This window comes from Domibacillus indicus, from assembly GCF_023715895.1.
In the GTDB taxonomy this organism is placed as follows: domain Bacteria; phylum Bacillota; class Bacilli; order Bacillales; family Domibacillaceae; genus Domibacillus; species Domibacillus indicus_A.
This window is the reverse complement of sequence record NZ_JAMBOO010000003.1, coordinates 37,623-63,038: the sequence shown is the minus strand read 5'-3', so window position 1 is coordinate 63,038 and position 25,416 is coordinate 37,623. Positions and strand designations below refer to the sequence as shown.

Below are 25,416 nucleotides of genomic sequence, written 5' to 3'. Positions count from 1 at the left end.
TAAAAAGCAGCAGATAGAGAGAAATGCATGATGAACGGAGGTGGCACGATGGGCAAAATATGGCTTGTCGGTGCAGGTCCGGGGGATCCGGATTTAATTACGGTAAAAGGGTTACGGGCAATACAGGAGGCAGATGTGATTTTATACGACCGCTTGATCAGCATGGAGCTTCTTGACCATGCCAAAGAAGGAGCGGAGCTTCTTTTTTGCGGAAAGCTGCCAGATCGTCATTTTGTCCAGCAGGAAAACATTAACGAGCTTCTTGTGGAGCATGCCAAGCAGGGCAAGCAGGTTGTCCGGCTAAAAGGCGGCGATCCATACGTATTTGGCCGTGGCGGCGAGGAAGCGGCGTTTGCTGTACAAAACGGCGTTGACTTTGAAGTGATTCCAGGTATCACATCTGGTATCGCAGCGCCTGCGTATGCCGGTATTCCTGTAACTCACCGTGATTACGGCGCATCTTTTGCCATCGTAACCGGCCACCGCAAAGAAGGCGCAGATGAAGAAACAAAATGGGCGTCTCTTGCAAAAGGAATTGACACGATTGCCATTTATATGGGTGTCAAAAATCTTCCTTACATTCAGGAAAAATTAATTCGCTATGGAAAATCGCCCGAAACACCGGCAGCTCTGATTCATTGGGGAACAACGGAAAAGCAGCAGACGGTAACAGGCACACTCGAAAACATTTATGATGTTGCACAAGAAGAAGGGATTACCAATCCAAGCATGATCGTCATTGGTGAAGTGGTGAAAATGCGAGGGGAATTACAATGGTTTAAAGAAAATGCGGAAAAGGTACAGGGGGGCGCAAAAGGATGAAAGCAGTTCTTTACATTTGCCATGGAACACGCATAAAAGAAGGCGCCAAGCAGGCGGCGGATTTTATCCGTGAAACCATGCCGCTTGTTGACATGCCCATCCAGGAAATTTGCTACCTTGAGCTTTCAGCCCCTTCTATTGAAGAAGGGCTTCGTACCTGTGTGGAAAGAGGAGCAACGGATATCACTGCGATTCCGTTTCTCCTCCTGACAGCAGGGCATGCAAAAGAAGACATTCCAGAAGAGCTTGCAAAAGCAGCCAAGCTTTTCCCTGATGTTGCGATTCGTTACGGACGCCCGCTGGGTGTACAGGAACAAATTATCGATGTGTTAATCGACCGGATGAAAGAAGCCGCGCCGATTTCAGCGAATGCGTCGGTTCTGCTTGTAGGACGGGGAAGCAGTGATCCGGCAACAAAGGAAGACTTCGGCCACATTCTCGATCTTTTTCAATCTAAAACCAAGTTAACTGATGTGACTATTGGTTATATGGCAGCTTGTGAACCTTCTTTTGAAGACGCTCTTCGCCAGGCGGTAGACAAGCAGCCTCATCAGCTGTTTATCGTGCCTTACCTGCTTTTTACCGGTATATTGACGAAAACGATGGAACGAGCTGTTAAAAAGCTGAATTCAACCAGCGAGATTCATCTTTGCCGCCATCTCGGGTATGATCCGGTTATTGGCCGTATTTTAGCACAGCGTGTAGCAGAAGCTGCCCAATCGGAGCCTGTATGTTTCCCATCATGATTGACTTGAGCGGACAAAAGGTTGTGATTGCGGGCGGCGGTCCGATCGCTTTTCACAAAACCGAGAATTTACTTCGGTTCGGCATACAGCCGCACATTGTCAGCCCCGATTTTCACCCGTCTATTGAACAATTGGCTCATGAAGGAAAAGTAGTGCTTCATCGTAAGAAAGTCGAGTGGAGCGATCTTGAGGATGCGTTTTTAATTATGCTTGTCACAGACGACAAGCAGGCAAATGCCAAAATGGCTGAGCTTGCTGTCCGCCATGGAAAACTCGTTGTCCATGCAGAGCATAATGATCTTGGCAATGCACAGATTCCTGCTGTCATGATGCGCGGAAAGCTTATGATCAGTGTGTCTACAAGCGGCGCAAGCCCATCTCTCTCCACTCAAATCCGTAATCAGCTGGAAGAAGAATTTGACGAACGTTATGAAGCGTATGTAGATTTTTTGTATGAGGTCCGCCAGTATATTAAACGGCATATTCCTGAACGCCCTGAACGGCGAAAGTGGCTGAAAAGGGCAGTAGAGAATGATTATTTGGAATATCCAGAGAAAAGAAAACAATACATGGCGGATCTTAAAGAGGAGTATCCCGCCTTGTAGACTACAGGAGGAACGGTATGGAACGTTTTATCATTTTTGCACTCGTCGGGCTTGCTGCCCAGCTTGTGGACGGGGCCCTTGGAATGGGCTACGGCCTGACATCAACAACGTTGCTTTTGTCTGCGGGAATTGCTCCGGCGGTTGCATCGGCTTCTGTTCACATGGCAGAGGTCGTGACAACGGCAGCATCGGGCATTAGTCACCGGAAATTTGGAAATGTCGATAAAGCCATGCTGAAAAAACTTATTATCCCTGGCTCTATTGGTGCGTTTGCCGGTGCAACTTTTCTAAGCAACTTGACGGGAGAATATGTACGTCTTTACGTTTCTACGTTCCTGCTTTGTCTCGGGCTATTTATATTAGGCCGTTTCCTTTTATTAAAGAATGCACAAAAGCAAGCACCAAAAGCGCCAACAAATCGCTTTTTTATCCCTCTAGGCCTTATCGGCGGTTTTTTTGACGCCAGTGGAGGCGGAGGCTGGGGACCTATTGCAACACCAGCTTTACTTTCACAAAAAGGCATGGAGCCCCGAATCGCTATTGGGACAGTAGCAGCCAGTGAATTTGCTGTTGCCATGTCCGCCACAATTGGATTCATGATTTCACTTGGCCCTGAGAAAATCAACTGGCTGTGGGCAGGGGCGATTATGCTTGGCGGTATTATCGCAGCGCCTATTGCTGCCTATATTGTGAAAAGCCTGCCAACACGTGTGTTAGCGGTTATTGTAAGCGGCATGCTGATTTTTACAAATTTAAATGCCATTTTTAAATATACGGATATCCCTGGTTCAGCCCAATCGGCGGTATTTATTGCGCTCCTTATTATTTGGGTTCCACTAACGGTTTATATGGTTCGAAAAGAAAAGCAAATCGCCCGCAGTGAACAAAAAAGAGTATCTTAAAAACAAGACCTGTCATAGGTCTTGTTTTTTTATAACCAAATCAGAAAAATCGGGTATACCAAAAGTAAACAAAGGAGGAGCTGCATGAAAATTCAGTTTGCTGCACTGGAGTCGTTTGTCAATGAAAAATGCCCTTCGGTGAACGCACAGCTGTATACAGCTCAAAAAAGCGGTCCTTCTATTAAACGATCCCGCGTTCGTTCTAAAGGGGAATCAGAGGCGCTTACCGCTCTTGTTTTGGCCAAAAAACAACAGGCTGTGCAGGAAGGCACTTTTGTTATTAAAGAAGTGGGGAAGATTTATTTGGATGCCTATTGATGTCTTGCGCGTCCAATTAGAGACTTTAAAGCAGCTGCCGATCCGTGAGCGCATATTTGAATTTGCGGGCCTTGTAACGGAATATATGAGTGCATTCGGATTAAGCCTGTAGTCGTCAGCGGGCTGGCGGTAGAACTATATACGCTAAACCATTACACGACACACGATATTGATTTTATTTCCAGTGGTTGGACAGATGGTATAGGTTCTGTATGTACCTTTCCATTTTCCCGAACTCTAATCGTAAAATACACCCAATTATCCACCCCTGGGGAAACGGCTGACACCCGCTAAGAAAGCTTATTTTAACGAGCATTTTTATAAAAAAACAGGAAAGAAATCTGGCATAAACAGTAAAAAGGGATTGCGAGCATAAGGGGGTCCGTTATAAAATAAGTTAACAGTTTATTACCATACAAAAGGTGGTTCGAAAATGGATTACAAAAAAATGTGGGAAGAACTAAAGGACGCTGTGAATGACGAGGTCGCAATGTACGCTGCTTTTAGTACAAGCAGCAAGGAAGAACAGGCAAGAAAGCAGCAGGCAAGCTACATACAAAGTATGATGAACACGCTGGAAAAAGCAAATATCGTAAAATAAAAAGCCGGGTTTTCCCGGCTTTTTTGTGTCCGCCTGGATCACGTCCAAAAGAAATGACCCGGCGGCTTTGCTTCCTTAAATGAGCAGTAAAAGCGCAGTATACGCTGCGATCCCCATGCTGAAAGCACCGAAGCTGCTTTCTCTTTCCTCTGGCAGCTCTTCTTTCATTACGTTTAAAATCACGCCTCCGGCAATAAAAGCAACAAGGAGCGAAATGATTAATTCATTCACCTCTGCTACGGCGCCGATGCACCATCCGATCAGGATAGCAGCTGTTAAAAGCAGCCTTCCATATCGATCATAAACAGCTTCATGGGCTTCACGAAGGCTGTGGTCATTAATAACGAAGTGAACACCCATGGCTAAAAAGAAAAAGAACATCCCCCAAGTGCTGTCATACTCCTCACGAATTAAAAGATAGCCAATCACCATGTTATAAAGAAAAAATGAAGCCATATGAAGCCAAAATACACCGGCAGACGCTTTATTCGCTTCCCTGCCTGCTCCTTTCCGTTTGGACACTTTCACGAGGCGCTCCAATCCATAAAAAACGACAAGGCCCAGCAGGGAAACGAACAGAATATGGTTATCCATATAGCCGAGCACGCCCTGTTTCACCTCTTCTTCGATTTCATTTTGGTAGCGGTGTAATTCGGGAAGAAGATGAATAAACACATACGCGACGGCAATTCCGCCAGCAATAGAAAGAAACCGGCTGCGCGGCTTCACTGATAGAAACGCCATGTTTTTCGAAAAAAAGTGAAGGAGGGCCAATCCAATGGCCAAAACGAAACTCCACCAAAAAAACATCCTATCCCTTCTTTCTTCTCAAAGCTCTTTATTTCTTACCCTATTACCTTAAAGAACTCCACTCAAACGCTGTCCTTTTTAAAAGAATGGAGGCTTGGTTCTTTCAGAATGGCCCTTCCTTTTCATCAAAAGCTCGTATACGGATGTTGACTCATGAGAATGGCGGGGATATGAAATGAAAAAAGAATGCAGGAAATTTATTTTCGATTTTGCAACGCCGGTGGCCGGCTATTATATGTCCGTAAAAATCATTTCTCTAAAGAAGAAAGGATGGAAGTGTGCTGTTTATCTTTCAAGAGTAGGTATCCTTTTTATCGGGTATAGATATAGAAAAAAGGAGGCAGCTTATGGGAATTGGTTCTTTAATGCGAAAAGGAAACACGTCATCGGGTATTGCAGCACTGGGCAATACGGTGTTAGCGGTTTTGAAATTTATTGCCGCTGCTTTCAGCGGAAGCGGAACGATGTTTGCTTCTGCTATGCATTCACTGGCAGACGCCATTAATCAAGGATTTGTTTATTTCGGAAGCGCACTGGCTGAAATGCGGCCTTCAAAAAGATTTCCAACAGGATTTGGCCGGCTGGTGAATATCTTTTGTATGATTGCCGTAATTGTCGTTTCGATTATGGCGTATGAGACCATTTTAAAAGGCTGGAAGCTTCTTCAGCATCCTGAACAGGCAACGGACTTCTGGCTCAATGTGGTGGTTCTTTTAGCCGCGGTTATCATCGATGGCTTTATTTTGTTTAAAGCCATGAAGGAAATTTTAGAGGAAGCACGCGTAGAGAAAAAAGGAAATGTTTTCATACAGGCATTTAAAAACGTGGGTAAAGCGTCGCCGGCAACCCGGCTTGTTTTTTATGAAGATCTTGTCGCTACTTCCGGGGCGATTTTAGCGATTATTGGCATTACGCTTGCTCAGTTTTTTGGCATTTTGGCCGTGGATGGCGTGATTACCATTTTGATTGGTTTATTAATGGTAGGTGTAGCGTTTCGTGTTGGATATGATAATATGATTGGCTTAATTGGCGTAGCGGCACCGGTTGAAATTGAACAAAAAACAGCCAATACCATTTTACAGGATGAAGATACAGTCGATATCCACCACCTGCGTATTATACAGGAAGGCCGCTCTTATCATGTAGATGGGGTGATAGAGCTTCGAAAAGGCCTTTCCCTTGCTGAGGCCGATGACATTAAATTCCGCGTAAAAAATCGGCTTTTAGAGGAAAGCGAAATCAGTGATGTGACACTCGGCATTATCGAAGATGATAACCGGACAACCTGGCGCCCAGAGTCAGGGTTAACATAAGTAAGGACCGGATTGAGTAACTCAATCCGGTTTTTTCGTGCGTTTTCTCATTTCCTCGCTTACCACAAAAGCAAGGTCATCGTTGCCGTAAAGAGATAAGACATTCAGAAGGGTTTCATCAGAAATATGGCCAGCTTCTTCTTTTGGCACGGTTAAGTCGATCGCCTGATTTAACACATCGTTCTCCTTTTGGCCCGGATACGCGCGCTTATATAAGTCAGCCGGATCAAGGTCATGGTTTACACACCACTGTGCAAACACAAGCACCATCATATGCTCATCCTGTTTGTATTGGTTTATAATGTGTTCTTCAAGATCTTTTTTATTCATGAGGGCATACTCCTTTAGTTTGGATCTTTTATTTTAATATATACCATTTTTACACGTTCAGGTCGGAAGTGACAACATCAACCATGCCCATTTTTGAATAAATCGAGGTGGATGCCACACACTATTCGAGCATCACACTTTATTCAGGAGGCGATTTGGATGACTTCACCGCGATTTAACCATGGCGCACACGAAATGCTTGATGTTCATGAAGTACTCTCTATGGCTGTCAGCACACTAAACAAATATACGATGCTGCGCCCAATGGTAAAGGATTCAGAACTGCTTGATATCCTAAACCGCCAGTACACATTTATCGAGCAGGAATACAACACAACACTTGACTGTTTCCGTTCCGGAGAAGATCCTGCTATTCCAACACAAAGCTATAAAATGAAGCAGGACAATAACTTCGACTACGGTCTTCAATCAAAACAGCCAACAGCTCCGATTGGGTCAGAAAATGAAATTAATGATCAAGTGATTTCAACTTTTATGCTCGGTGCTATGAAATCAGCGGCATCCTTTAAAACAATGGCGGCTCTTGAAGCAACAAACCCGGTTGTCCGCCGCGTTTTAGCGGATTCTCTTCCGAACTGCATCGAAATGGCATACGAAATTTCCATTTATCAAAATAAACATGGTTATTACCAGGTGCCGCAGCTGGCTGAAGCGGATATGAAAATTATTCAGCAGGCATACTCGCCAGCGATGCAGCCTGTAGGCGTCTAAAGAACAAAAAACCGTCCTTGCGTTTTGGGACGGTTTTTTTGTACGATGGAAAAGAAAGGAGGAAAGAAGAGATGCTGCTGCGTGAAGCACTGCCAGAGGAACGGCAAAGACTTTATGAGCTTGGGCACCGGGAATGGCCCAAAGGACGGTCGCTCGCCGAGTACATAGAAGACAATCAAAAAGAAGAAGCATACGGTACCCGTTATGTATTAGAAGGCGCGAATAGGGAGATTATGGCCTCGTTAATGCTGCTTCGGCTGCGTCCTTACTTGTACGGCATTGGTTCTGTTGTCGTTGAACCAGGTTTTAGGGGACAGGGTCTTGGCAGGGCTCTTCTTACACAATGCATGGACAAGCATCCAGCTTCTGCGTTTATGCTTTACAGCGAAATTGGTACAGCTTATTATGAAAAGCTTGGCTTTCAAGCGCTGCCTCCTGCTTATCAGCATCATGCCCATGGCTTATGTATGGTCCGGGCAGATCGGTTTTTATACGAGCGCATACTGCAGGAGCCGATTCCTGATTATTTTTAAGGAGGGAAACATATGAAAATCCTATCTGTTAACGTCGGCAAACCGGCTGATTTGCCGTATGGAAAAAAGGTTGTTCAATCGGGCATTCAAAAAGCACCTGTACACCAGGCTATTTTTTTATCGAAAACAGGATTTGAAGGAGACGGCCAGGCAGATCTTGTTCATCACGGCGGGGAAGACAAAGCAGTTTGTGTATACCCGCATGAGCACTATACATACTGGGCGAAAACATTGGGCAGGCCGCTTCCACAAGCTGCGTTTGGTGAAAATATTACAGCAGCCGGACTGCTTGAAACAGACGTCTATATTGGGGACATTTTTCAGCTTGGTGAAGCGGTGGTGCAAATCAGCCAGCCGCGGCAGCCGTGTTTTAAACTGGCTGCACGCTATAATGAACCAACGCTTGTTTCCCGGGTGGACGAAACAGGCTATACAGGCTTTTACTTTCGCGTTTTAACAGAAGGAAAGGTAGGAGCGGAAAGCCGCCTGGAACGTATACACATTCATCCAGCTGCTATAACCGTTGAAGAAGCCAACCAGATTATGAAGAAAAAAGAATCTTCACAAGAAAAAATCAAAAAGCTTGTTGATCTTGAAGAGCTGGCCGAGAGCTGGAAAAAACCTTTGCTTAAAAGGCTTCACACATCATAACCCGGCGGGAAGATTTGCCTCTTCCTGTTTTTTTGTGTTCAATTTTTGAAATAATTTTGAACATTTTAAGAAAAGTATTTGACAATTTTGTGAACCTGCGTAAAATAGATAGTAAGAAGGAGCTGATAAAAAATGACAGAAGAGCAAGTGAAAATACTTTCGTTTATCAAGTATTTCTCAGGCGCGGGCTGTGTTATTGGCGGATTAATCTTTCTTGTGAGTCTTTTTGCAAGCGGTTACAACGAAGGGTACATGATGTCCATTGTTGGTGCAACCATCCTTGTGAGTTCAATGTGGATCTTTGGCATATGGCTGGTATTCATTTTAATAGAGAAAGTAAGTTCAAGGTACGAGAAAATATAAAAAAACCGGAGCAAATCGCTCCGGTTTTTTCTTAATACATATAACCCCAGATCATGGTGAACAATGTTCCAAGGATCGTTACAACACCAACAAACAAAGCGTAAATAATGTTTGTATAAAGTGTGTTTTTGTCTTCTGATTCCCCGATATGCATAAAGAGAAGAAGCTGAACCAAGGCTTGCGCAATAGCGGTAACAAGCAGGATTGCCATTCCCATCTTGTAGGACATATCAAAAGCGAGAACCGCCAAGGCAACAATAGAGAGGACCATTGAGAATAAAAAGCCCATCACGTGCTGCTTCGGGAACAATTGCTTCATCATCTTACATCATTCCTTTCAAATAAACGAAGCTGAAGATAAAGATCCAGACAACGTCTAGGAAGTGCCAGTAAAGCGAGAAGATAAACGATTTGTTCGCTGTTTCCGGTGTCAAGCCGCGTTTTGCTACTTGAATAAGAAGCGCTGTTCCCCAGAAAAAGCCGAACGTTACGTGCGCACCATGCGTGCCAAGCAGTGTCATCAAGCTTGATGTAAAGGCGCTTGTTTGAATCGTGGCACCTTCATGGATATATTCTATAAACTCATAAATCTCTGTACCAAGGAATCCAAGGCCGAGTACAAGGGTGATAACAAAGAAAGTCATCATCGCTTTTTTCAAGCCAAGACGCATCGCATGGATACCAAGACCAATCGTGAAACTACTTGTTAAAAGCAAAACCGTTTCGATCATAACCGGTGTAATTTTAAACAGTTCCTCTGCGCTCGGTCCATCGCCGTGGCCGTTATGAAGCGTAAAGTAAACCGCGAACAGCGTGGAGAAAAGGGCGATCTCGGCGCCAAGGAAAATCCAGAAGCCGAGAATCTTCAGCCGGTTTTCTTCTGTACTATATTCAAGCGGCAGCGATTCATCAATTTTCATTATTTTTCACCTCCAAGTTCCCGTTCTATCCGTTCAACTTCTTCGGCAGAAACGTAGTAGCCGTGATCTTGTTCAAATGAACGAAGGGCCATAAAGACAAAGATCAAGATTGTGAAAATAATAGTCGGGATCCACCAGCTAAATACGAGGCAGAAACCAGCACCAAAGAACGCGCCACTCATAAGGAATGGCATGCCGCTGTTGTTTGGCATGTGAATCTTTTCAATTGGGCCGCTCCAAAGCGGTTTGTTGTGTTTCTTCGCATACCAGAATGCATCAAGCTCGTTCACTTGTGGAATGCGTGCAAAGTTATAGAACGGTACAGGACCGTGTGTTGCCCATTCAAGAGAGCGGGCATCCCATGGATCGCCTGTTTCATCGCGCGGGCTGTAACGGATACTCCAGTACAAGTTATACACGAGGATGATAAAGCCGATCCCCAAGCCAACCGCACCAAGGAATGAAAGCATGTTAAGCGGGCCGTAGCCAGTGCTTTCAGAATATGTGTACATACGGCGAGTCATACCGTTTAGTCCAAGAATGAACAGCGGGAAGAACGCCACGTTAAAGCTGATTGTAATAAACCAGAAAGCAAGTTTTCCAAGCTTTTCATTTAAACGGAAACCGAAGACTTTCGGGAACCAGAAATGGAAGCCGGCAATAACGGCGAATACCGTACCTGGAATCAATACATAGTGGAAATGCGCTACTAGGAACATTGTGTTGTGGTACTGGTAATCGGCACTTGCCATCGCAAGCATAACCCCAGTAACACCACCGATTGTGAAAATCGGAATAAATGCAAGCGAATAAAGCATTGGTGTCGTAAAACTAATTTTCCCTTTATGAAGGGTAAGCAGCCAGTTGAATATTTTCACACCGGTTGGAACGGCAATCAGCATCGTTGTGATGGAGAATACGCTGTTGACCATAACGCCGTGGCCCATTGTGTAAAAGTGGTGCGCCCAAACAACGAAAGAAAGAAGGGAAATCGCCACCATACTAATAACCATTGATTTGTAGCCATACAAGTTTTTACGTGCAAACGTTGAAATAATTTCGCTGTAAATACCGAAAGCAGGAAGGATAACGATATATACTTCAGGATGTCCCCAAACCCAGAAAAGGTTAGCCCAGAGCATGTCCATTCCGCCGTCCTGCATGGCGAAAAACTTCGTGCCAAACTGACGGTCCATTGTCATCAATGCAAGTGCTACTGTTAAAACAGGGAACGCGAACACGATGATAACGTTTGTGATCAAGATAGACCAAGTAAACATTGGCATTTTCATTAATGTCATGCCTGGTGCACGCATTTTCAAAATCGTTACAAGGAAGTTAATCCCTGTTGCCAATGTACCAAGACCTGCGATTTGCAGGGAAATTGCGTAATAGTTGTTTCCGACTGTCGGGCTGAATTCCAAGCTCGCCAGCGGGAAGTAAGCAGACCAGCCGGCATCCGGTGATCCCCCGATGATAAATGAAATGTTAAACAAGCCTGTCCCAACCGCGAACAGCCAGAAGCTGACGGAGTTCAGGCGCGGGAATGCTACGTCACGCGCACCAATTTGAAGTGGTGTGACAACGTTCATTAATCCAATGATAAATGGCATCGCCATAAAGAGGATCATGATAACGCCGTGTGTTGTAAAGATTTCGTTGTAATGCTGCGCATCAAGCAGGCCGTTTTCCGGCATCGCTGTTTGTCCGCGCATGAGGAGGGCGTCAACGCCTCCACGGAATAGCATTACAAGGGCGACTAAGATGTACATAACGCCGATTTTTTTATGGTCAACCGTTGTGATCCATTCACGCCATAAGTAGCCCCACTTTTTAAAGTAGGTTATCCCAATAAAAAGGGATAGCGCACCGACCACAATACTGATCATCGCTCCGACGATCATGGGTTCGTTAAGAATGAGAAATTGTTGCTCATGCGACTCCATGTTAAGTGTCTCCTTTCATTGTTGTGTCCATCACTCAGTATGATTCGGATGGGTGTGTGGCTCTGAAGAAGGAGCTGTTTTGTCTCCATCTTCTTCTGTGTTAGGTGTTCCTTCATTAGGTGTTCCATGATGCTCGCCTTCTGGCGGCGGGTTAAACTCAAGGTGAGTAGATGAGTACGATTTACGGCCTACGAAATCTGTTTCAAGCAGCTTATCGTAATCAGCGTCAGTCAGCTTTGGTGCTGTTGTTTTGACATCATTTACCCATTCGTCATAATCCGCTTGTGTCATGGCCTGTGCTTCAAATTCCATTTGCGCATAACCTTGACCATTAAAGTTTGAGTTACGTCCCATGTATGATCCCGGCACATCTGCTGCCATATGAATCTTTGTAACGTGGGCGCTCATCGCATACTTCTGACCAGCCAGCTGTGGAATCCAGAAGCTCGTGATTGGTCCGTATGAATACAGACGGAACTCTACTGGACGATCTACCGGAAGGTTTACATAGTTAACTGTTTCAATGCCTTCCTCTGGATAGCTGAAATGCCATTTCCAGTTAGACGATGCTGCATAGATAACAAGCGGCTCTTCATTTTCATAGCCAACCGGCTTGCTTTCTACTTTACTTGTTGATTGAACTGTGATAACGGACAAAAACACAACAATTATGATCGGAATAACCGTCCAAATAATTTCTAGTTTTGTGCTCCCATGTTCGTGAGGAGGCTCGTAATCCTCTCCCATTCTGGACGCCCGATACTTGATAAGCATGTACGCATACAACACGTAAACAACAAATAAAATACCGCACATCACGATGATTGACATAATAATGGTGTCAGATAGCGTTTTGGCATTCGGCCCTTTTGGATCAAGTACCATTAGCGGATTTTCGCATCCTGCAAGCACTGTAGCAATAGTGAAAATCGCTGATAATAACAACCATTTCTTTTTCATGCTGTACCCCTTTCTTATGTAGTTCCGTAGTTCAAAGCGTAAAGAATGTTAACAACTTCACAATTGCTTGTTTTCAGTAGATAAACCTAGTTGTAACGATCTTTTCACCACTCTCTATGCTAATCCTATTAGCCGCAAAAAACAATATTTTCACGACAGTGTCACAAAAAATTCAACAGTTTTCGCCTTTGTTTGTACAAAATGAAAATTCTTAGTAGATTCTTTCGTGAAAATATGTCTATAAAACTGTTTTACAGAGCGCTGTTATGTAAAGTACTTCCAAGTTGAAAAAGGGCTTATTTCCGGTATTTTGTTTCGGATCTGCTATAATAAAGATCACTCAATTGAAAATGGAGGAATATAAATGGATTCATTCCGGATTGCTGAAGAACGGATCAAGAAAGCAATGGAGGAAGGCGCATTTGATCGCCTGCCAGGTGCTGGAAAACCGCTGCCGAAGGATGAATTTGAATCACTGCCGCGAGAAATGCGAATGGCTGCAAGAATGCTGAAAAATGCTGGTTTTACACAGGAAGATGCTCATTTGCGCCAGGATATCCGCGAGCTCGAACGATTAGTAAGCAATTGTGACGATCCAGACCAGGCACGGTCGTTAAACGAGCAGCTGAATGAAAAAAGACTTCGTTACAATCAGCTGCTGTCTAAAAGAAGAATTAAAACGAACTCCGCCATGTTTAAGCAATACGAGGACAAAATCGAACGAAAACTGTTTGATAAGTAAAAGCTGGATATGAAGTGAAAGGAAGGAAAAAGGGGGAATATATAAAAGGCTTGTTTTGTTTTTTTATTTTGAAGTTAACATAATATTTATTGAGGGTCTTACAGAATGGAGTTATGAGGTTTTTGACATAATTATAAGGTCAAACCCGCAACTTATTGCTCGTGACCAGGGGGATTATGTTTATTTTTAATGAACATAAAATTTTAATTTCTTATTAAAATTATACCAAAAAGTAAAGTTTGGAATAACGTTAAAACAACTCAATGATTAACAATTGTTTGGTTTCTCTATGGTTTGTTCTTTTGAATAAGAAACAAATTGACTCATGATTTAGCTGTATTAAATAAATTGAAAATTTGGATTATATAAATTAATTTGAGATATAGTCAATAATAAGCCTAATTCATCATGCAATTCTACTTTGGAGTGTTATATTGGCTGGACAAAAATTAATTTAAAAGGATATTTCCTCCTAAAGATTATCAATCCTTGCCTCTTCTTTTCGTGTGCAGTATCGCTTCCATATTCATTTTTAGACATTTTGCTTCCAAACATCCAGGTAATTCGGCTTTCAAAAGGGGAAAAACAAATATCTGAAGAGATTATTTTCTTTGATTAATGAAGAAGAACTACTGTAATTACAGCAACTCTGTTTTGAATCTTAAAAGGAAGCCAGCTACATACTTTCTTTTGTCACAATTAACTCTTGACCTGACAGGTTACGTATAACTAATGAAGACGTATGGTATATTCGGGATATGTCAATTTTCATCAGTATTTGCCATTTCAAATCATTAAGTAACCACGCCAAACATGTCAGGGGATAGATACCCCTATTAATTACGTCAATTCCCCTATAAACCAAATTTCTCCTGTATGATAGTATTCATCTTCATCGTCAATAACTTCTTCTTTAAAACCCTTTATCTCCATTCCGTTTGAAATAAATAATCCCCATTCGGTTTCAATATTTCTTTCCTTTGTCAGTGGAGTCCATCTTTGATCGTCATCGTTTCGATTAAAGAAATTCTTAAAGTGACTATCGCCTTTGAAAACAACGATTTGTGAGTCCCATAAATGTGGAAAATCAATACATGCCACAACCCGAAGCTTTTCTTTGCTGTCCGGCTTTACTTCAATAAGATGTTTTGTCCTATCTATTAAAGTTTGAATGCATAGCTGCTTAACATTGTAGGGAGTCATATCGGAATCTATAAAATCTTGAGCCACCGGCAAGTGCAAATGCCAGTATCCTTTATAAAATTCTGAAGGGAATTCCATTGTACTCTCTTCAATTCGTTTAATCATATTTTTCGTTTTTCGCTTAATGCCGCGAACTTTCTTTACCCGCATGGTTTTTTCTCCTTATTAACTAATAATAAAATTATGTGCTTTGAGCTTCTAAACAAACAAGCAGGTTCTTACTTAACAGTACGTCCACACAGATAAGCAGAACTAATTCTAGCTTAAGCGGCAGTTGACCAATATTGTTGAGTAAGAAATGAGGATGAGCATTTCTTCAAAAGCTACTGTTTATCTTTCTTAATTCTTAAAATCACAAAAAAACAGCTAGCTGTGACGAGAAATGCAATTAAGTCTGAACCAAAAGTTCCCCAATTAAAGCGAGTAATTGCCCTGTAAAGCATCCAGAAAAATTGATAAATAACACCGACCAGTATTAGAACAGGCACAATGCTAAAAGAACGTCTATTCATTCTCGTTGTTTACTCCTTCTGTTCCATTCTATAAACATACAAACTTTATTTTCAGACCCATTATCTACTTAGTCAGTATTTGACCGAAACTGTTTATTAAATTCTTTTAATTTATCAAATAATCACCAACAAGTAAGACTGCTGCGATAACTGAAACAAATAAAGAAAAAAGAGACAATGTTATTCTTGCTCTTTTTGAAATGTCTTTAAACCTTACACTATAAGCATCACTGAACAAAATAAGCGCAGTAAGCCCTAAAACCCCAATGATAATAGATTTCGTAAGTTCTTCACCGCTTAGTTCACTAAACGACCGATTGTTATTTTGGTTTAGATTGATAATCGCACAAAGTTCAAAAACAAATTGAATAAAAAACGCGTATAAAAAAAACATTAGTTTATCCATAGTTTTAATAACCTCTTTTTATTTAGGATAACAATATTTGAGATATTTCCAAGTCATCCCACAGTTTGTCAATAATTATACGCTAATTGGATATTGAGTAATTAACATATAGGTATTTAATCAGCAGTACGTCTGTATAAATGAACAACACTATCTTCAAATTAAGCAGCAGTTGACCGAAACTGCTGACCAGAGCGTTCTAACAGTAAATAAAATAAAGAGAAAAGACCCTCAGAGGGTTCTTTTCTCTTGTACAGCCGTTGTTCCAATGCATTAAACATAAAATTTTACAAAACCCTTACCTTATCTTCACACTGGTTAAATAAAATAATGTTATTTTCAAATAGTTAAGACACTCTGATAATCTCAAAAAATATTGGGTTATACAGAAATAAGGAGGACATCATGAAAAACTTAATAAAAAAGAAACTGGGTATAGCGCTAGCTGTTACTTTGTCTACTGTAACCGTTGCAACAGCGTATACAACAACGACAGAGCTAACAAATGCTGCGCCCTCGGAAAATGTTAGTGTAAACTCTATAAGAAATGATGAACCTACAGCTGATAGAATCAATGAATTTAAAGATATCGCCATGTATTATTACTGGCATGGTGGAGATATTCAACAAGCAGAAAAAGAGATATTTAAGGGAATTACACTAAAAGGAAAATATGATGTGGTTGAAAATGCATTTAAAGAAGCAACACAACTAGATCCTTATGATCTTGATTTGAAACTTTCACTTGCATCAACACAAATCATTCAGAAAAAAACTCCAGAAGCTTTACAAACATATAAGAGGATATTAAATCTGGATCCAAATCATTTCAATGCAAATCTGCTTCACGGAGTTTACTCAAAAGTGAATGGTGACAATTCTTCATATAAAAGCTCGATTTCAAACTTAAAACAGATAGATTCTAAAAAAGCAAATGAATATCTACAAAAATTAAAAACGACAGAAACTATTATAAATGGAAAATTAAACACTTCGGCTCCATCAGATTTACCACAAAAAGATCATGCAATTGTTATACTTGGATATGCACTTGCCGATGATGGAACTATGAAGGAAACTCTAATTGAGCGTTTAAAAGCAGGACTTTCCATTGCGAAACAATATCCAAATTCAAAAATTATTGTAACTGGTGGAGTTCCTAAACAAGGAATTACAGAAGCTGATGCAATGAGTAATTGGCTGATCTCTCAAGGAATTGAAAAAGATAGAATTATTCTCGAAAACAAGTCAACAGATACTGTTGAAAATGCTCTTTTTTCAACCGCCATGCTTGATAAAGAGGGATTAAAAGATGTGACGCTTGTTACAAGTGCAAGCCACATGAGAAGAGCGTTAACTGTATTTAAAGAAGCCAGCAATTTTTACGATAAAATGAATGGTGAAAACAGCAACAGAAACTTTACTAACGTTGTTTATTTAGATTATCCATCCATAGAGGAAGCACACAAAGTATCTAAAGATGAAATTCTTGTTATCTATCGGGACCTGTTTAGAACTTCTGGAATCTGGCAATATCCTGGGCTTCAAAGATAAACCAAATGTTCCTGCTAAACATTCTTATTAGAAGTAAGTTTTCTGGAATTTAGAAGATATTATCCCTTCTGTGTAGACTGTTGAAAAAAACATGTCACACAGGAGGGATTATTTATCTTTATTCAAAGTAATATAATAACTTCTTTTTAAAAATAAACAGTGATTACATAGAATACTTGGATAATAAGATTTTTGTACTTCTAATTAAATGGAGGTCTTGAACAAATGTGAAGATTGGTTTTTTGTCTCTCATCCGTCTCGAAAACGATTTTTTTAAGACGAATTTTTAAACAGCTCATTTTGGTTAAAATTCTATAGTTTTGTGTCTCAAAACATTGCTCAAAACTTATATCTCATCAATCAATATTTATGAATATTATTGGAAATGATAGGGATGAGCCGGGCGAAGCTTTATCACCACCTAAAACAAGGACATTATTTAAGATGACTGCATTCATAGTGAGACGCTGCTAACAGAATCATAATTTATTTCATACATACATGCACTAGAATTCTATAGTTATTTGTTCTTTATTTTATGTTCTAAATTCAAATAGACATTTTATTAAAGAAATATTAAGTCTCATTAGAGAAAGATGAATCATAAGCTGAAGCAATTAGTTCACCTAATTTATCAAACAGCAGAGGGTGTTGACCAACTGTTTGATGTATATACGTAATGATTGAATGGAGCCCTTCCCCCCTGTAAAACAAGATTTGCTAAACTCCTGTGTATAGTAATAGGATGGGAAAGCTTGCGTATGGTTTTCTCTTTTTCTCGGCAAAAACTGGACTTCTCTAAAGCTACTGCAGCTTGATGACAAATCGCCTCTAAAAGACAGATATCTTCTTGTTTAAAGTGTAAAGATAATTGAAAAGAATCTGAAGTAATAATTCCAATAAAGTAATCTTTTATTGAATTACCCCTAGTTACTCACTACGTTCGTTGAACATAGGGGATTCCTAAGTACAGGAACCTATCGGCCCCTAATTCATTAGGCTACACCCGTCACTCCGACGGTTGGCAGTACGAACGACTTTGCAGCAAGTCTCCTGCGGAAAATCAAATTGTGTAGCTAAACAATGGCTAAGTCATGGATATTCCGGGAAGCATTGATGTCCGCGTTTTCAGAATGACCACAGGAGATACAAATAAATGCCGCTTGTGTTTGACGGTTTTCTTTCGCTGTATGTCCGCATGAATGGCACTTTTGGGAAGTGTAACGAGGATCAACAGCGATCACCTTCTTACCGTACCATTTCGCTTTGTATTCCAGTATCGTGCGGAATTCCGACCAGGAAACTTCGCTGATTGCTTTAGATAATGTACGGTTCTTCAGCATATTTGACACTTTCAGGTCCTCAATCCCGATAACATCGTGGTTTTTGATGATCTCGGTCGTGATTTTCTGTAAATAATCAGTCCGTGCGTTCACAATCTGTTCATGAATACGTGCCACTTTGATACGCTGCTTTTGCACATTTTTCGCTTCTGATAAAGGTTTTTTTTGCTGAATCGCTAGGCGTTGGCGGCGGGAAAGAATGCGTTGTGCTTTGGCCAGCTTTTCTTCTAACGCTCTAAAAAATGTCGGATTTTTGTACACTTTCCCATTCGAGAGAATGGCAAAGTCTTTTAAGCCGACATCAATACCAACAGTGGAATCTGTTTTGGGCAGGTCTTTCACCTCTGTTTCAACAAGCAAGGAAACGAAGTATTTGCCGGAGGGGTTTTTCCGTACCGTTGCGTTTAAAATGCGGCCTTGTACTTCACGGCTGTTCGCAAAACGAACCCAGCCCAGCTTAGGCAGTTTCACGCGATTGCCTGCAATACTCACCTCTGGAAGCTGGTTCTTTTTTTCAATATTTGTCGTGTAAGACTGAACCTTATTTTTCTTACTCTTAAATCGTGGAGCATCGTTTTGCTTCTTGAGGAAACGGTTAAATGAGTCCGCAAGATGTTTCAAGGATGACTGCAGGGAGTGTGAATCAACTTCTTTTAACCAAATTAATTCTTTCTTTAGCTGTGTAAGTTGGGAAGAACAGGCACTGTACGATAAGCCTTTTCCTGTTGTCTGATAGGCTTCGTTCCATAAGGAAAGGAAGCGGTTGAACACAAAACGCGAGCAGCCGATGGTTTTCGCAATCAACACTTCTTGTTCTTTGTTTGGATATAGGCGAAAGCGATAGGCTTTGTTCACTAGCATTCTAAACACCCCGTTTAGTAGATATAATACAAATTATACCAAAAGAAAGATGAAACTAAAAACGTTTGCTTCGCAAAACTGACATTCACCCCACCGCTTATTTCTGGGCTGCGCCCTTAACGAAATTGAAGCGGGGGGTACTCTTTCAGTAAAATCTGATAGAATAGGAGAATAAATTACAGGTGTAAAATGAAAATTTTTTGGAATAGAGTTTCTTAATAAATCATAATTATTTGTGAATAAAGTTGTCAGAGCTTTTTTTATTTCTCCTTTGTCAGAAAAAGTGAGGCATTTTATTATGGCAAAAGTCTTACCAGTTATTGATTCACCGGGTTTTAGTTTAATTTGTCTAAAAATCTGAGGATAAAACAGGCCTTGAGCTGATTTAGCGATCAAACAGTTCTGATTTTTTTGTATAGTCGTAAAAACCCTCCACCTGCAGCATCTACGGCAGAAATCGTTTTAATCATAATTGAACAAAAAATTAGCGCCGCATTCCCCTTCAAAATCTTTGGTTTAGTGGGGGTTAGGCGCTAAGGCCTTTACTCTCCCTGTTCTTCTACCTTTTTTTCTTACACCGATTGCCGATTCTTACTTATCATCACTCATACTAATTCTCTTTTCGTTTTACAAGTGATGTTCATTTTGATGCGATTCCACAAATTTTTTCTTCCAATTTTAAAAGGGATGAATATAGTGCTGTATTGTCCAATTCATTATAATGCAGTTATTGGAACATTTTGGAATGTAAAAACCGTCTTCATTTTAGTGTTTTATGGGATAAATTGGAATAACAACATTCATTAACCAAGTTATCCGATTAAATTAATAGTATTTCACTAATGCAGGATAATTACTTAAATGTTTCAGAAAAGCGAAAAATGAAAGGGCTGAAGATAAATGGATTTTGATTTAACGAAAGAACAAGCTATGATACGTAAGTTGATTCGTGATTTTGCAGAAGCTGAAGTTGCTCCCGGAGCAGATGAGAGGGACCGTACAGGTAAATTTCCAAAGAAGATATTCGAGCAATTAGCGGAACTGGGTATGATGGGTCTTCCTTTTCCTGAACAATATGGGGGCGCTGAGGCAGATACAATCAGCTTTGCCATTGTTGTAGAAGAGTTAAGCCGTGTGTGTGGATCTACAGGTATTACCTATTCTGCACATATTTCTTTAGGGGGAGCACCTATTCATTTATTTGGTACGCATGAGCAAAAGGAGCAATATTTAACTCCACTGTGTACAGGGGAATACCTGGGGGCTTTTGGCTTAACTGAACCAAATGCTGGTTCTGACGCAGGAGGCACACAAACGACTGCAACGCTTGATGGGGATCAATGGATGATTTCTGGTTCTAAATGTTTTATAACCAATGCAAGCTATGCCAAAAACCTCGCAATCACTGCTGTCACGGATCGATCAAAGGGAACGAGTGGAATTAGTGCGTTTATTGTGCCTACTGATACACCTGGTTTTACTATCATTAACAATTATGAAAAGATGGGTCTTCACGCTTCAAATACAACAGAGTTAGTTTTAGAAAATGTAAGCGTTCCCAAAGGAAATATTCTTGGTGTAGAAGGAAATGGTTTTAAACAATTTTTGGCCACTCTTGATGGCGGGAGAATTGGCATTGGGGCGATGGCTGTTGGAATTGCTCAGGGAGCTTATGAAAAGTCACTTCAATATGCGAAAGAAAGAAAACAATTTGGCAAGAGCTTATCCGCATTCCAAGCTATTCAATTTAAGCTTGCTGATATGGCTATGAATATTGAATTAGCACGCAACATGGTTTACAAAGCTGCGTGGTTGAAAGATCAAGGAAGATCATTTAAAAAGGAAGCTGCCATGGCTAAATTATATGCTTCGGAAATATGCATGAGAGTTTGTGATCAAGCCGTACAGATCCATGGCGGATATGGCTATATGAAAGAGTATCAAGTTGAGCGGTTCTTCCGTGACGCCAAACTTTTAGAGATTGGGGAAGGAACCTCTGAAATACAACGAATGGTTATAGCACGTGAAGTGGGTTGTTAAGAAAAAACATTATTAAATATCAATATTAAAGAGGCGGATCTCCTGAATGGGTGAGTTGACACTCCCACAGCTAAAGCAATGGGATTCTAAATCCCATGAGCGTTAAGTCTTCTGATCTCACGATAAGAATTCTTGAGCTGTGTGTTTTCCTATGTCATTTAGCGCCCATCACAACGAGCTGTTTGCCCTGCCAGTCACATTTGTATGCCAGCATCCGTCGAAACTCCGACCAGGATATTTTGGAAATGACTTTCGCTAAACAGCTGTTTTTCAGCATGGTTTTAACACGAAGGTTTTCGATGCAGATGACTTGGTTTTCGTTCACCAGCGAAGTCGATACCTTGTGCAAAAAGTCATTTCGTTGATTGACGATTTTCTCATGGATACGGGCCGCTTTTTTCTTTTGTTTATACCAGTATCACGGGTCGTTTAAAAGATATGATCATACGCGGAGGTGAAAACATTTATCCACTTGAGGTTGAAGAACTCCTTTACACTCATCCGAAGGTGCCGGATGTCCAGGTTATTGGAGTTCCAGACAAAAAATACGGAGAAGAAGTGATGGCTTGGATTCGGTTGAAAGACGATACAACCGCGACGGCTGAAGAAATTCGGGGATTTTGCGAGGTGAAACTATCTCATTTCAACATTCCACGTTACATCGAGTTTTGTTCCAAGTTCCCAATGACTGCATCCGGTAAAATTCAAAGGTTTAAACTTCGGGAGGATACAGGTCGGATTCAGAATTTGCAAAGCGAGCATGTAATTAAATCGGATTCTGAACTTGCAACGTGAAATGTTAATTAGAGACATACAGTAAAGGGAGGCAAAGTATGTTTAAAAAGGTTTTGATTGCTAATCGAGGAGAAATCGCAGCTCGGGTTATGCGAACATGTAAGTCGTTAGGTATTGCTACGGTTGGAGTTTACTCGGAAGCCGATATGGAGGCACCACATGTGAAAATGGCAGATGAGGCTTACTTGCTTGGAGGATCAAGGATAGCAGAAAGCTATTTAAACATCGATAAAATTTTAGAAATTGCCCGATTTTCTAAAGCAGAGGCAATTCATCCCGGATATGGTCTTCTCTCAGAAAATACGAAATTTGCCCGCCGTTGTGAGGAAGAGGGGCTTGTATTTATCGGTCCTTCCTCTGAAGTAATTTCTCGGATGGGCAGCAAAATTGAATCGAGGAAAGTAATGGAAGAATCGGGCATCCCCATCGTTCCGGGAATAGCATATCCATTAGCAGATACGGAAGAAGCGGTGCGGGTAGCCGACCGTATGGGGTACCCGGTTATGCTTAAAGCCTCAGCCGGTGGAGGCGGTATTGGAATGCAAATTGTTGGTAATGCGGATGAGCTTCACAAAGCATTTGCTGGAAACCAAAAACGAGCGACAGATTTTTTTGGTGATGGTGCAATGTATATAGAGAAATATATAGAAAATCCAAGGCATATTGAGATTCAAATCCTGGCTGATGGATTTGGGGATACCGTTTACTTATGGGAACGTGAATGTTCGATACAGCGCCGCAATCAGAAAGTAGTCGAGGAAGCACCATCATCGTTTCTAGATGAAGTTACTCGCAGCAAAATGGGAGAAGCAGCAGTAAAAGCGGCCCAATCAATCAAGTACCGGAATGCTGGGACGATTGAGTTTTTAGTTGATGAAAATAAGAACTTCTACTTTCTTGAAATGAATACCCGTCTGCAAGTAGAGCATCCGGTCACAGAAGAAATTACTGGATTGGATTTGGTTGCTGAGCAGCTTCGGATTGCAGCGGGAGATTCACTAGGTTTTGCACAGGATGATGTTAAACGTGAGGGACATGCGATTGAGGTAAGAATCTATGCAGAGGATCCTAAAACGTTTTTTCCATCTCCAGGAACTATTACGAAATTATCCTTACCTGAAGGTCCGGGGGTCCGGCATGAATTAGCTGTACATGGTCAATCGGTCGTTACGCCTTTTTATGACCCGATGATTGCAAAGCTTGTGGTAAAAGGCAAGAATCGCGATGAGGCGATTGACTGTTTGCAGGAAGCGCTAGCCCATTATCAAGTTGAGGGGATTAAAACAAATATTTCAATGTTACAAAAAGTTGCCGCGCACCCGGCATTCCGTGCAGGAGATACCACAACCAGCTTTGTGGCGAAGTATTTACAAGGAAACCAATAAACCGCAATGAACCGCGACAAATAGGGGGGAATAAACGTGAGTAAATTGTTAGCAAACATGGCAGGGACTGTATGGAAGATTCTTGTGAAAACTGGGGATCAGGTAGAAGAAGGGCAGGATGTGGTTATCTTAGAATCAATGAAGATGGAGATTCCAATTGGAGCTGAATTTAATGGGACTGTCAAAGAAATAAAAGTCAATGAAGGGGATTTTGTTAATGAAGGAGACGTGCTAGTTGAGTTTGAATAAAATTCCATAAAAAGATTTTGAGTGGGATGAAGTGAGGGATAGCGATGAATTGGCCAGCAAGTGTAACGATAAAAGAGGTAGGGCCGCGGGATGGGTTACAAAATGAGAAGGTTTTTGTTTCGACGGAGGATAAAATTGCTTGGATCAATCAATTGTCTTCCACTGGATTGAAATATATTGAGATTACTTCCTTTGTTAATCCAAAGTGGATCCCTGCCCTGTCTGATGCTGCGGAGGTGGCAAAAGGTATCACGCGAATGCCGGGTGTCGTTTATACAGCTCTTGTTCCGAATCGTAAAGGGTTGGAACGGGCGCTGGAATCCAACATTGATGAGGCAGCTGTATTTATGTCAGCCAGTGAAACACATAATCAAAAAAATATTAACAAATCCATTGAGGATACATTTCCTATTTTAAGAGAAGTGGTACAACAATCACTCTCAGTAGGAAAGTCTACTCGAGGATATATTTCCACAGTATTTGGATGCCCTTATGAGGGCACCGTTCATATAGAGAAGGTCATTAAGGTTTCAGAAACGTTGTTTGAGATGGGAATTGGAGAGTTGTCACTTGGTGATACCATCGGCACAGCAAATCCGAAGCAAGTACAAGAAGTGTTAGAGGTCTTGTTAAAGCGTTTTCCTTCAGATAAATTTGCTCTACACTTCCATGACACTCGTGGTACAGCTTTAGCTAATATCCTAGTATCGTTAGATATGGGAATAACCTCATTCGATGCCTCCCTTGGCGGACTGGGAGGATGTCCATACGCACCTGGGGCATCTGGCAATGTATCTACAGATGATTTTCTTTATATGCTGAACGGTATGGGGATTCACACAGGAGTGGATCAGGAAAAACTACTCTCTGCCTCGCGTTTTATTCAGGATAAGATAGGAAGGCCTTTACCTAGCCGAAGTCTGCAAGCCTGCGGCATAAATAAATAGGCCACAGGTTAATCAATCTTCGTATAGGAGGGAGAAAGAAGTGGATAAAGCTGTAGTGGTTTCAACAGTAGCAAATGGCATTACCCTCATTACTTTAAACCGTCCAGAAGCTGCTAACGCATTATCGATACAAATGTTGTGCGAACTTCGAGAAGCAATTACTGCATGTAAATTTGATCCGTCAGTGCGCTGCGTACTAATCACTGGAGCCGGGGAGAAGATCTTTTGCGCAGGAGCAGATTTAAAAGAACGGGCCGGAATGGATCTAAGTCAGGTACGTAAAACTGTTTCTCTAATTCGTGAAAGCATTAATGAGTTAGAGGCTTTGCCACAACCAGTCATCGCAGTCCTGAACGGAGTCGCTTTGGGAGGAGGAATGGAATTGGCACTGGCTTGTGACATCCGGATTGCTTCAGAAACAGCAAAGTTCGGCCTTACAGAGACCTCGCTTGGAATTATTCCGGGTGCAGGCGGAACACAACGATTGCCGCGATTGGTTGGAAAAGGGCGAGCCAAAGAGCTCATTTTCACTGCTAGACGGGTTGATGCCAGAGAAGCACGGGAGATTGGGTTAATCGAGTATGTAACACCGGCAGACTCACTTCTGGATAAAGCATTAAGTATAGCCAATCAAATCGTTTTGAATGCTCCCATTGCTATTGCTCAGGCGAAGTTCTCCATAGATAAGGGAATGAACGTAGATTTGAGTACCGGGCTTTCCATTGAACAACATGCTTATGAATTAACCATTCCTACAAAAGATCGGTTAGAAGGCATACAAGCTTTCAAGGAAAAAAGACCTCCCGTATTTATTGGAGAATAATATG

The 25,416-nt window shown here is 41.5% G+C and carries 28 protein-coding genes and 1 pseudogene; 19 read left to right on the top strand and 10 right to left on the bottom strand.

What is annotated here, in order from left to right; all coding sequences use genetic code 11:
• Positions 1-48: 48 nt before the first annotated feature.
• The 6 genes from cobA to M3221_RS06575 all read left to right on the top strand — a co-directional run bounded on the left by cobA (position 49) and on the right by M3221_RS06575 (position 3,994).
• Positions 49-822, top strand: a complete 774-nt coding sequence (gene cobA / locus M3221_RS06600; RefSeq protein WP_251270723.1) for a uroporphyrinogen-III C-methyltransferase — start codon at positions 49-51, stop codon at positions 820-822.
• A complete protein-coding gene (locus M3221_RS06595; RefSeq protein WP_251270722.1) occupies positions 819-1,568 on the top strand; it encodes a sirohydrochlorin chelatase in 750 nt (249 codons plus the stop codon). The genes cobA and M3221_RS06595 overlap by 4 nt, the downstream gene beginning before the upstream one ends.
• Positions 1,553-2,173 carry a precorrin-2 dehydrogenase/sirohydrochlorin ferrochelatase family protein gene (locus M3221_RS06590; RefSeq protein WP_251270721.1) on the top strand — a complete coding sequence of 207 codons (621 nt, stop codon included), beginning with the start codon at positions 1,553-1,555 and terminating at the stop codon, positions 2,171-2,173. The genes M3221_RS06595 and M3221_RS06590 overlap by 16 nt, the downstream gene beginning before the upstream one ends.
• Before the next feature lie 17 nt (positions 2,174-2,190).
• The gene (locus M3221_RS06585) at positions 2,191-3,075 is read left to right on the top strand and encodes a sulfite exporter TauE/SafE family protein (RefSeq protein ID WP_251270720.1); all 885 of its coding nucleotides are present in this window, start codon (positions 2,191-2,193) and stop codon (positions 3,073-3,075) included.
• Positions 3,076-3,159: 84 nt separating this feature from the next.
• Positions 3,160-3,393, top strand: a complete 234-nt coding sequence (locus M3221_RS06580) for a hypothetical protein (protein ID WP_251270719.1) — start codon at positions 3,160-3,162, stop codon at positions 3,391-3,393.
• 433 nt (positions 3,394-3,826) lie between these two features.
• Entirely contained in the window at positions 3,827-3,994 is a 168-nt protein-coding gene (locus M3221_RS06575; protein ID WP_242232928.1) for a hypothetical protein, read from the top strand.
• A gap of 75 nt (positions 3,995-4,069) precedes the next feature.
• Here the strand turns inward: M3221_RS06575 and M3221_RS06570 are convergent, their stop codons facing one another.
• Positions 4,070-4,804 (bottom strand): hypothetical protein, encoded by a 735-nt coding sequence (locus tag M3221_RS06570; protein WP_251270718.1) that lies wholly within the window; start codon positions 4,802-4,804, stop codon positions 4,070-4,072.
• 347 nt (positions 4,805-5,151) lie between these two features.
• On the opposite strand from M3221_RS06570, the gene M3221_RS06565 reads away from it, so the two are divergent.
• Entirely contained in the window at positions 5,152-6,117 is a 966-nt protein-coding gene (locus M3221_RS06565; protein WP_251270717.1) for a cation diffusion facilitator family transporter, read from the top strand.
• A gap of 21 nt (positions 6,118-6,138) precedes the next feature.
• Here the strand turns inward: M3221_RS06565 and M3221_RS06560 are convergent, their stop codons facing one another.
• Positions 6,139-6,447: a hypothetical protein gene (locus M3221_RS06560; RefSeq protein ID WP_251270716.1), complete on the bottom strand. Its 309-nt coding sequence runs from the start codon at positions 6,445-6,447 to the stop codon at positions 6,139-6,141.
• Positions 6,448-6,606: 159 nt separating this feature from the next.
• On the opposite strand from M3221_RS06560, the gene M3221_RS06555 reads away from it, so the two are divergent.
• The 4 genes from M3221_RS06555 (at position 6,607) to M3221_RS06540 (ending at position 8,726) form a co-directional block, all read left to right on the top strand.
• A complete protein-coding gene (locus tag M3221_RS06555) occupies positions 6,607-7,179 on the top strand; it encodes a spore coat protein (protein WP_251270715.1) in 573 nt (190 codons plus the stop codon).
• A gap of 71 nt (positions 7,180-7,250) precedes the next feature.
• Positions 7,251-7,712, top strand: a complete 462-nt coding sequence (locus tag M3221_RS06550) for a GNAT family N-acetyltransferase (protein WP_251270714.1) — start codon at positions 7,251-7,253, stop codon at positions 7,710-7,712.
• Between the two features lie 12 nt (positions 7,713-7,724).
• Positions 7,725-8,363 carry an MOSC domain-containing protein gene (locus M3221_RS06545; protein ID WP_251270713.1) on the top strand — a complete coding sequence of 213 codons (639 nt, stop codon included), beginning with the start codon at positions 7,725-7,727 and terminating at the stop codon, positions 8,361-8,363.
• A 132-nt stretch (positions 8,364-8,495) separates the two neighbouring features.
• Positions 8,496-8,726 carry a hypothetical protein gene (locus tag M3221_RS06540; RefSeq protein ID WP_251270712.1) on the top strand — a complete coding sequence of 77 codons (231 nt, stop codon included), beginning with the start codon at positions 8,496-8,498 and terminating at the stop codon, positions 8,724-8,726.
• A 31-nt stretch (positions 8,727-8,757) separates the two neighbouring features.
• On the opposite strand, the gene qoxD is transcribed toward M3221_RS06540, so the two are convergent.
• Genes qoxD through qoxA form a run of 4 tightly spaced genes read right to left on the bottom strand, consistent with a single transcriptional unit; the run spans position 8,758 to position 12,552 of the window.
• Positions 8,758-9,045, bottom strand: coding sequence for a cytochrome aa3 quinol oxidase subunit IV (qoxD, locus tag M3221_RS06535; protein WP_251271111.1), 288 nt, complete (start codon positions 9,043-9,045; stop codon positions 8,758-8,760).
• Between the two features lie 4 nt (positions 9,046-9,049).
• Positions 9,050-9,646, bottom strand: a complete 597-nt coding sequence (gene qoxC / locus M3221_RS06530) for a cytochrome aa3 quinol oxidase subunit III (protein ID WP_251270711.1) — start codon at positions 9,644-9,646, stop codon at positions 9,050-9,052.
• Positions 9,646-11,592: a cytochrome aa3 quinol oxidase subunit I gene (gene qoxB / locus M3221_RS06525; RefSeq protein ID WP_251270710.1), complete on the bottom strand. Its 1,947-nt coding sequence runs from the start codon at positions 11,590-11,592 to the stop codon at positions 9,646-9,648. Before qoxB ends, qoxC begins: the two co-directional genes overlap by 1 nt.
• A 30-nt stretch (positions 11,593-11,622) precedes the next feature.
• Positions 11,623-12,552, bottom strand: coding sequence for a cytochrome aa3 quinol oxidase subunit II (gene qoxA / locus M3221_RS06520; protein WP_251270709.1), 930 nt, complete (start codon positions 12,550-12,552; stop codon positions 11,623-11,625).
• A gap of 364 nt (positions 12,553-12,916) precedes the next feature.
• Here qoxA and M3221_RS06515 point away from each other — a divergent pair, with 364 nt between their 5' ends.
• The gene (locus M3221_RS06515) at positions 12,917-13,294 is read left to right on the top strand and encodes a DnaJ family domain-containing protein (RefSeq protein ID WP_251270708.1); all 378 of its coding nucleotides are present in this window, start codon (positions 12,917-12,919) and stop codon (positions 13,292-13,294) included.
• 840 nt (positions 13,295-14,134) lie between these two features.
• On the opposite strand, the gene M3221_RS06510 is transcribed toward M3221_RS06515, so the two are convergent.
• Entirely contained in the window at positions 14,135-14,647 is a 513-nt protein-coding gene (locus M3221_RS06510; protein ID WP_251270707.1) for a DUF3916 domain-containing protein, read from the bottom strand.
• Positions 14,648-15,115: 468 nt separating this feature from the next.
• A complete protein-coding gene (locus tag M3221_RS06505) occupies positions 15,116-15,415 on the bottom strand; it encodes a hypothetical protein (protein ID WP_251270706.1) in 300 nt (99 codons plus the stop codon).
• Between the two features lie 405 nt (positions 15,416-15,820).
• On the opposite strand from M3221_RS06505, the gene M3221_RS06500 reads away from it, so the two are divergent.
• A complete protein-coding gene (locus tag M3221_RS06500) occupies positions 15,821-16,969 on the top strand; it encodes an ElyC/SanA/YdcF family protein (protein WP_251270705.1) in 1,149 nt (382 codons plus the stop codon).
• A gap of 1,076 nt (positions 16,970-18,045) precedes the next feature.
• Here the strand turns inward: M3221_RS06500 and tnpB are convergent.
• Positions 18,046-19,173 carry an IS200/IS605 family element RNA-guided endonuclease TnpB gene (gene tnpB, locus M3221_RS06495; protein WP_251270704.1) on the bottom strand — a complete coding sequence of 376 codons (1,128 nt, stop codon included), beginning with the start codon at positions 19,171-19,173 and terminating at the stop codon, positions 18,046-18,048.
• Between the two features lie 900 nt (positions 19,174-20,073).
• Between tnpB and M3221_RS06490 the strand changes: the two genes are divergently transcribed.
• Positions 20,074-21,213 carry an acyl-CoA dehydrogenase gene (locus M3221_RS06490; protein WP_251270703.1) on the top strand — a complete coding sequence of 380 codons (1,140 nt, stop codon included), beginning with the start codon at positions 20,074-20,076 and terminating at the stop codon, positions 21,211-21,213.
• 154 nt (positions 21,214-21,367) lie between these two features.
• Here the strand turns inward: M3221_RS06490 and M3221_RS06485 are convergent, their stop codons facing one another.
• The gene (locus tag M3221_RS06485) at positions 21,368-21,586 is read right to left on the bottom strand and encodes an IS200/IS605 family accessory protein TnpB-related protein (protein ID WP_251271110.1); all 219 of its coding nucleotides are present in this window, start codon (positions 21,584-21,586) and stop codon (positions 21,368-21,370) included.
• 35 nt (positions 21,587-21,621) lie between these two features.
• Here M3221_RS06485 and M3221_RS06480 point away from each other — a divergent pair.
• The 5 genes and pseudogenes from M3221_RS06480 to M3221_RS06460 all read left to right on the top strand — a co-directional run.
• Positions 21,622-22,008 (top strand): annotated as a pseudogene (locus tag M3221_RS06480) (AMP-binding enzyme); the annotation flags it as partial.
• Positions 22,009-22,046: 38 nt separating this feature from the next.
• Entirely contained in the window at positions 22,047-23,393 is a 1,347-nt protein-coding gene (locus tag M3221_RS06475) for an acetyl-CoA carboxylase biotin carboxylase subunit (RefSeq protein WP_251270702.1), read from the top strand.
• 36 nt (positions 23,394-23,429) lie between these two features.
• Positions 23,430-23,642 (top strand): acetyl-CoA carboxylase biotin carboxyl carrier protein subunit, encoded by a 213-nt coding sequence (locus M3221_RS06470; RefSeq protein WP_251270701.1) that lies wholly within the window; start codon positions 23,430-23,432, stop codon positions 23,640-23,642.
• Positions 23,643-23,686: 44 nt separating this feature from the next.
• Entirely contained in the window at positions 23,687-24,589 is a 903-nt protein-coding gene (locus M3221_RS06465) for a hydroxymethylglutaryl-CoA lyase (RefSeq protein ID WP_251270700.1), read from the top strand.
• Positions 24,590-24,629: 40 nt separating this feature from the next.
• Positions 24,630-25,412, top strand: coding sequence for an enoyl-CoA hydratase (locus M3221_RS06460; protein WP_251270694.1), 783 nt, complete (start codon positions 24,630-24,632; stop codon positions 25,410-25,412).
• Positions 25,413-25,416 lie beyond the last annotated feature (4 nt).

Bases quoted from the DNA above. Each gene is read 5' to 3' on its own strand.
- cobA (WP_251270723.1), top strand. From the start codon at position 49: ATGGGCAAAATATGGCTTGTCGGTGCAGGTCCGGGGGATCCGGATTTA.
- M3221_RS06595 (WP_251270722.1), top strand. From the start codon at position 819: ATGAAAGCAGTTCTTTACATTTGCCATGGAACACGCATAAAAGAAGGC.
- M3221_RS06590 (WP_251270721.1), top strand. From the start codon at position 1,553: ATGTTTCCCATCATGATTGACTTGAGCGGACAAAAGGTTGTGATTGCG.
- M3221_RS06585 (WP_251270720.1), top strand. From the start codon at position 2,191: ATGGAACGTTTTATCATTTTTGCACTCGTCGGGCTTGCTGCCCAGCTT.
- M3221_RS06580 (WP_251270719.1), top strand. From the start codon at position 3,160: ATGAAAATTCAGTTTGCTGCACTGGAGTCGTTTGTCAATGAAAAATGC.
- M3221_RS06575 (WP_242232928.1), top strand. From the start codon at position 3,827: ATGGATTACAAAAAAATGTGGGAAGAACTAAAGGACGCTGTGAATGAC.
- M3221_RS06570 (WP_251270718.1), bottom strand. From the start codon at position 4,804: ATGTTTTTTTGGTGGAGTTTCGTTTTGGCCATTGGATTGGCCCTCCTT.
- M3221_RS06565 (WP_251270717.1), top strand. From the start codon at position 5,152: ATGGGAATTGGTTCTTTAATGCGAAAAGGAAACACGTCATCGGGTATT.
- M3221_RS06560 (WP_251270716.1), bottom strand. From the start codon at position 6,447: ATGAATAAAAAAGATCTTGAAGAACACATTATAAACCAATACAAACAG.
- M3221_RS06555 (WP_251270715.1), top strand. From the start codon at position 6,607: ATGACTTCACCGCGATTTAACCATGGCGCACACGAAATGCTTGATGTT.
- M3221_RS06550 (WP_251270714.1), top strand. From the start codon at position 7,251: ATGCTGCTGCGTGAAGCACTGCCAGAGGAACGGCAAAGACTTTATGAG.
- M3221_RS06545 (WP_251270713.1), top strand. From the start codon at position 7,725: ATGAAAATCCTATCTGTTAACGTCGGCAAACCGGCTGATTTGCCGTAT.
- M3221_RS06540 (WP_251270712.1), top strand. From the start codon at position 8,496: ATGACAGAAGAGCAAGTGAAAATACTTTCGTTTATCAAGTATTTCTCA.
- qoxD (WP_251271111.1), bottom strand. From the start codon at position 9,045: ATGAAGCAATTGTTCCCGAAGCAGCACGTGATGGGCTTTTTATTCTCA.
- qoxC (WP_251270711.1), bottom strand. From the start codon at position 9,646: ATGAAAATTGATGAATCGCTGCCGCTTGAATATAGTACAGAAGAAAAC.
- qoxB (WP_251270710.1), bottom strand. From the start codon at position 11,592: ATGGAGTCGCATGAGCAACAATTTCTCATTCTTAACGAACCCATGATC.
- qoxA (WP_251270709.1), bottom strand. From the start codon at position 12,552: ATGAAAAAGAAATGGTTGTTATTATCAGCGATTTTCACTATTGCTACA.
- M3221_RS06515 (WP_251270708.1), top strand. From the start codon at position 12,917: ATGGATTCATTCCGGATTGCTGAAGAACGGATCAAGAAAGCAATGGAG.
- M3221_RS06510 (WP_251270707.1), bottom strand. From the start codon at position 14,647: ATGCGGGTAAAGAAAGTTCGCGGCATTAAGCGAAAAACGAAAAATATG.
- M3221_RS06505 (WP_251270706.1), bottom strand. From the start codon at position 15,415: ATGGATAAACTAATGTTTTTTTTATACGCGTTTTTTATTCAATTTGTT.
- M3221_RS06500 (WP_251270705.1), top strand. From the start codon at position 15,821: ATGAAAAACTTAATAAAAAAGAAACTGGGTATAGCGCTAGCTGTTACT.
- tnpB (WP_251270704.1), bottom strand. From the start codon at position 19,173: ATGCTAGTGAACAAAGCCTATCGCTTTCGCCTATATCCAAACAAAGAA.
- M3221_RS06490 (WP_251270703.1), top strand. From the start codon at position 20,074: ATGGATTTTGATTTAACGAAAGAACAAGCTATGATACGTAAGTTGATT.
- M3221_RS06475 (WP_251270702.1), top strand. From the start codon at position 22,047: ATGTTTAAAAAGGTTTTGATTGCTAATCGAGGAGAAATCGCAGCTCGG.
- M3221_RS06465 (WP_251270700.1), top strand. From the start codon at position 23,687: ATGAATTGGCCAGCAAGTGTAACGATAAAAGAGGTAGGGCCGCGGGAT.